This is a genomic window from Ectobacillus sp., from assembly GCF_056992975.1.
Window position 1 is genome coordinate 1 of record NZ_JBXKMX010000168.1, and the last position, 5,638, is coordinate 5,638.

General features: G+C 38.1%; 5 protein-coding genes. 3 read left to right on the top strand and 2 right to left on the bottom strand.

All coding sequences use genetic code 11. The annotated features are described in order from the left end of the window. The coding region (locus AC11ZT_RS07775; protein WP_484059053.1) for a YqhG family protein at positions 1-458 on the bottom strand (458 nt) is incomplete at its 3' end. Further along, entirely contained in the window at positions 445-2,103 is a 1,659-nt protein-coding gene (locus AC11ZT_RS07780) for a DEAD/DEAH box helicase (protein WP_484059054.1), read from the bottom strand. The genes AC11ZT_RS07780 and AC11ZT_RS07775, both read right to left, overlap by 14 nt. Positions 2,104-2,346: 243 nt before the next feature. Between AC11ZT_RS07780 and gcvT the strand changes: the two genes are divergently transcribed. From gcvT to gcvPB, 3 genes are all read left to right on the top strand, one after another. Continuing rightward, positions 2,347-3,444: a glycine cleavage system aminomethyltransferase GcvT gene (gene gcvT, locus AC11ZT_RS07785; protein WP_484059055.1), complete on the top strand. Its 1,098-nt coding sequence runs from the start codon at positions 2,347-2,349 to the stop codon at positions 3,442-3,444. Between the two features lie 15 nt (positions 3,445-3,459). Further along, positions 3,460-4,803, top strand: coding sequence for an aminomethyl-transferring glycine dehydrogenase subunit GcvPA (gene gcvPA, locus AC11ZT_RS07790; protein ID WP_484059056.1), 1,344 nt, complete (start codon positions 3,460-3,462; stop codon positions 4,801-4,803). Beyond that, positions 4,800-5,638 (top strand): aminomethyl-transferring glycine dehydrogenase subunit GcvPB (gcvPB, locus tag AC11ZT_RS07795; protein ID WP_484059057.1); only part of this gene is annotated, 839 nt, incomplete at its 3' end. The genes gcvPA and gcvPB, both read left to right, overlap by 4 nt.

Here is a 5,638-nt window from a genome sequence, read left to right on the forward strand (position 1 = left end):
GATAGAATGGTTCCTGTAATAAGATGAAGACCTAATGAATAGAGTGCATCTTTTTTTCGGTCACATTGATAGGAAACTTTTGCATTCATGCAGAGCCACGGATGCAGTGGAATATGATTCTCTGAAAAAGGCTGCATATCTTCATATAAACGAATAAACGAGCCTAGCTGACCAGCAGCTTGAAAAACACGGTGAAGAAAAGGAGAACCGTAGTGCACAACGTCGCCTTTTTGATTACTATTTGCTTGTTCTTGATCGGTAATAAGGGTAAGACGCATCGGATTTGGTTCACCACCGGTCTTTTCTAAATAATGCCAATAAAAGGGGCGATTCATTAATAATTTATCCATCTCGGTTGTAAGTTGAATATCCAGTAAATACGGTGATGATTCCTTTATCTCACAGTTATTTGATGTGAAAAAATCATATAAATATTGATGGATATCACGTTGCTGCATGTAAGTCCGCTCCTTTATTACTCTGTGCAAATTCAATGATGGACGCTAAATTCTCCATTTTTATGCGAATTTCTCCTTCGCTTTTTGAAGAGATGAAGATATCTTGAATATGATCATCTATATTCCGTAAATCAATTCGTGTTAATATCTCATCTAGCTCTCCAATCACTCGCTCAAACAATTGGATTTTATCATAAAGCAACTTCATAATATGTTCTTCAACTGTATCTTTTGTAACCATATTATAAATATGAACATCCTGCTGTTGACCGAGACGATGTATTCGACCAATTCGTTGTTCTAGCCGCATAGGGTTCCATGGTAGGTCATAATTGATCATCGTATTGCAAAACTGTAGATTAATTCCTTCACCTCCTGCTTCCGTCGCTATTAGCACCTGTGCGTGATGTTGGAATAAATCCTTCATCCAATCCTTCTTACTACGCTTAAATCCCCCCCGAAAAGGCACAGAGGATATTCCGTGCTGCTTTAAAAACCATTGTAAATACATTTGGGAAGCACGGTATTCTGTAAATATAATTACTTTATCATTGATTTCTTTTATGATTTCCAGAGCCTTTGTCGCTTTCGAGTTAAATGGAATGGTGTTTATTTCATTCATAAGTGTTTCGATATATGAATCTGCCTGTTCTACCTCTTTTTTCTTGACTAGATTTTGTAAGGATACATAGACTGCTTCTCTACTGCTACATGCTTCACGTAAAAAGGTAAGGGTCGAGATGATAGAAGATTGCTTGCTCCAATCTGTAAGAGAATGGTATAACGACCGCTCCTGTTGATTCATTTCAACAAATATAGTGTGAACATGACGCTTTGGCCACTCAATTTTAGTGTCATTTCGGCGGTTGCGTACCATTACTTTATTGATAAGTTCACGTAAGGTTTTATCACTTTCTACGCTCCTATGTTTGGAAGAATAGGAGTGTTCAAATTGTGTTTCATTTCCTAAATGGCCCGGTTTTAGTAAGGAAACAAGATTAAATATTTCATCAATGTGATTTTGAACAGGTGTTGCAGTTAAAAGTAAGCAAAATCTCTTTTTTAGTTGTTGAACGAATTCATAGTTTTTTGTTTTATTATTTTTTAATTTATGTGCTTCATCTATGATAATAAGGTCATATTCCGTGTTAAGAACGATATCACGATGAGGAGAACGCTTTGCCGTATCAATGGATGAAACAATTACCTCGGCTTGCTCCCAGGAATAGCTTTTGCGAAAAGCAGTTGCTGGTATGTAAAACTTTGTAGTCAGTTCGAATGTCCATTGCGACACGAGAGAAGCGGGAACTAAAATTAATACCTTTTTTACAAGTCCACGAATCATGTATTCTTTTAATATTAATCCTGCCTCAATCGTCTTTCCAAGACCAACTTCATCTGCGAGAATTGCCTTTCCATTCATTTCCTCTAAAACGATACGTGCCGTTTCCAATTGGTGAGGGAGCGGTGTAAGGTGGGGCAAATACGCTGGTGCTTGGAGCCCTTCAAAGGATGGAATTAGTAGCTGCTTTCCCGTTTCATACGCTAGATGATACGCCTTCCAATTTGCCCAGGGGCCGTCATCATCGAGTCTTTTCAAAAAGGAATCAATCCAAGACGTGTCCATTACGATGTTAGCGTTCATACATATCCCCCTAAATATACAAAATTATTTTTTTTGCAAGAATATTGATACAATAGAACGAAAAATGGTAGGATAATCATGTGCAAAAGGTATGCTATCTTTCGTATTTTCTCCTGAAAATGTAATTATTATTTACGCTTTCATCAAAAAATGATGCGATATTCCGTATATCTTTTTAATTTTGTTCAAAAATGTTTAGCTGTTTTCGCTTTTTTTAGGCAGCATGAGAGGGAGGAAAGAGGAATGACATTGAAAACGACGCCAATATTTGCTGTGTACGGTAATTACGGCGCAAAAACAATTGATTTTGGCGGATGGGATTTGCCTGTTCAATTTTCAAGTATTAAAGAAGAACATGAAGCTGTTCGCACAAAAGCAGGATTGTTTGATGTTTCTCATATGGGAGAAATAGAAGTGAACGGCACAGATAGTTTGGCCTATTTGCAAAAAATGATGACGAATGATATAGCGATGCTAACGGATGGATCTACATTATATACAGCTATGTGCTATCTTGATGGTGGTACAGTAGATGATTTATTAGTGTACAAAAAAAGTGAATTTCATTATTTGCTTGTCGTAAATGCAGCGAATATTGAAAAGGATTACGAATGGTTAAAGCAACATCTAGCAGGAGATGTCGTGATTGAAAATAAATCAGAAATTACTGCGCAGCTTGCACTTCAAGGACCGCTTGCAGCATCCATTTTACAAAAAGTAACGACTGCAAGAGTAAGTGAAATGAAGCCATTTACATTTCAAGATGATGTGGAAATTGCGAATAAACTTACCCTTGTTTCTCGAACAGGGTATACAGGTGAAGATGGATTTGAAATTTATTGTAAATCAGAAGATGCAGTTGAATTATGGGAAGCGTTACTTCAAGCAGGTAAAGAAGAGGGAATCAAGCCGTGCGGCCTTGGAGCAAGAGATACGCTTCGTTTTGAATCTAAATTAGCACTTTATGGTCAGGAACTATCGAAGACGATTACACCGATTGAAGCAGGTATCGGATTTTTCGTTAAAGTAAATAAAGAATGTGATTTTAATGGTAAGGAAGTATTAAAGGAACAAAAGGAAAATGGGGCTCCTCGTAAGCTTGTTGGAATTGAAATGCTAGAACGTGGTATTCCAAGAAGCCATTATGAAGTGTTTGTGGGTGATGAAAAAATAGGAGAGGTAACAAGTGGAACGCAGTCTCCTACATTAAAGAAAAACATTGGACTTGCCCTTGTGAGCGCGAAATATGCAGCACTACATACAGAAGTGGAAGTACAAATTCGCAATAAACGAGTAAAGGCAATTGTCGTGCCTACACCGTTTTATAAGCGTGCTAACTAACTGGAGGGAATACTAATGATGCATCGTTATCTTCCTATGACAGAAGAAGATAGAAATGAAATGCTAAGCGCTATTGGCGTACAAACGGTTGAAGAACTTTTTGAGGATATACCAGAGCGTGTACAGTTTAAAGGCGATTTAAAACTAAAACAAGCCGCATCAGAGCCTGAGCTATTAAAGGAATTAACAAAGCTTGCAGCGATGAATGCCAATACGAAAGAATATGCTTCTTTTCTTGGAGCAGGAGTGTATGATCACTTTGTTCCTGTCATTGTAGATCATGTACTTTCTCGTTCTGAATTTTATACAGCATATACACCATATCAACCAGAAATATCACAAGGGGAATTACAAGCTATTTTCGAATTTCAAACGATGATTTGTGAATTAACTGGAATGGATGTTTCCAATTCATCCATGTACGATGGTGGAACAGCACTAGCAGAAGCTGCGATGATGGCAGCACATCATACACGGAATAAAAAAATCATTGTTTCTGAAACGGTTCATCCCGAAGCAAGAGATGTACTTAAAACGTATGCGAAAGCACAGCGATTAGATGTGATTGAAATTCCGCATCGTGATGGTGTGACAAATATGGACCGATTACAAGAGGAAATGGATACAGATGTTGCATGTGTCATCGTACAATATCCAAACTTTTTTGGACAAGTAGAACGAATTGCGGATGTAGAGAGAATTGTTCATGCACAAAAAGGACTATTTATTGTTTCTTCTAATCCGTTAGCATTAGGTGCACTAACACCTCCGGGTAAGCTAGGTGCAGATATTGTAGTGGGAGACGCACAGCCATTTGGAATTCCCGCACAATTTGGAGGTCCACACTGTGGATACTTTGCGACGAAAAAAGCATTTATGCGTAAGCTTCCTGGTCGGTTAGTTGGACAAACGAAAGATTCGGAAGGACGTCGTGGGTTTGTATTAACTCTGCAAGCAAGGGAACAACATATTCGTCGAGACAAAGCTACGTCTAACATTTGTTCCAATCAAGCATTAAATGCGTTAGCGGCTTCTGTTGCGATGACGGCACTTGGAAAAAAAGGGGTTCGTGAAATAAGCATCCAAAATATTTCTAAGGCACAATATGCCAAGAAGCAATTTGAAAAAGTGGGTTGTTCAGTTGCATTTGCAGGACCATTTTTTAATGAATTTGTTGTAAAATGCAATCGCTCAGTAAAAGAAATTAATGAAGCACTTTTTCAAAAGAATGTGATAGGCGGGTATGATATCGGCAAAGATTATCCACAATTAAAAAATCATATGCTCATCGCGGTTACAGAACTTCGAACAAAAGAAGAAATTGATACGTTAGTAAATGAAATGGGGGCTATGAAATGATGCAGCAAGATCAACCTCTCATTTTTGAAATGAGTAAACGTGGACGGGTTGGCTATAGCTTACCTGCTCTAGACGTAGAAGAAGTAGCATTAGATTCTATTTTTGATAACGAATATATTCGCATAGAGGAACCTGAACTTCCTGAAGTGGCTGAGCTTGATATTATGCGTCATTATACTGCTTTGTCCAAACGAAATCATGGTGTAGATTCTGGATTTTATCCACTTGGTTCATGTACAATGAAGTACAATCCGAAAATAAATGAAAATGTGGCTCGCTTTGCGGGATTTTCATATATTCATCCCCTTCAAGATGAAAAAACGGTGCAAGGTGCCCTTGAACTAATGTACGATTTACAAGAGAGTCTGAAAGAAATAACAGGAATGGACCAAGTGACATTGCAGCCAGCAGCAGGTGCACACGGAGAATGGACTGGATTAATGCTGATTCGTGCGTTTCACGAGGCCAATCATGATTTGAAGAGAACGAAGGTTATTGTTCCAGATTCAGCACATGGTACGAATCCTGCATCTGCGTCTGTAGCGGGCTTTGAAATCATTACAGTGAAATCAAATGAGGAAGGTCTTGTTGATTTAGATGATTTGAAACGTGTTGTTGGTGATGATACAGCAGCGTTGATGCTTACAAACCCTAACACACTTGGTTTGTTTGAAGAACATATTGTTGAAATTGCAGAAATTGTTCATGAAAATGGCGGTAAAGTGTATTATGATGGTGCCAATTTAAATGCCGTATTAAGTAAAGCTCGTCCTGGAGATATGGGCTTTGATGTTGTACATTTGAATCTTCATAAAACATTTACGGGTCCTCACGG

Coding starts and splice junctions, on each gene's coding strand:
- AC11ZT_RS07780 (WP_484059054.1), bottom strand. CDS start 2,103: ATGAACGCTAACATCGTAATGGACACGTCTTGGATTGATTCCTTTTTG.
- gcvT (WP_484059055.1), top strand. CDS start 2,347: ATGACATTGAAAACGACGCCAATATTTGCTGTGTACGGTAATTACGGC.
- gcvPA (WP_484059056.1), top strand. CDS start 3,460: ATGATGCATCGTTATCTTCCTATGACAGAAGAAGATAGAAATGAAATG.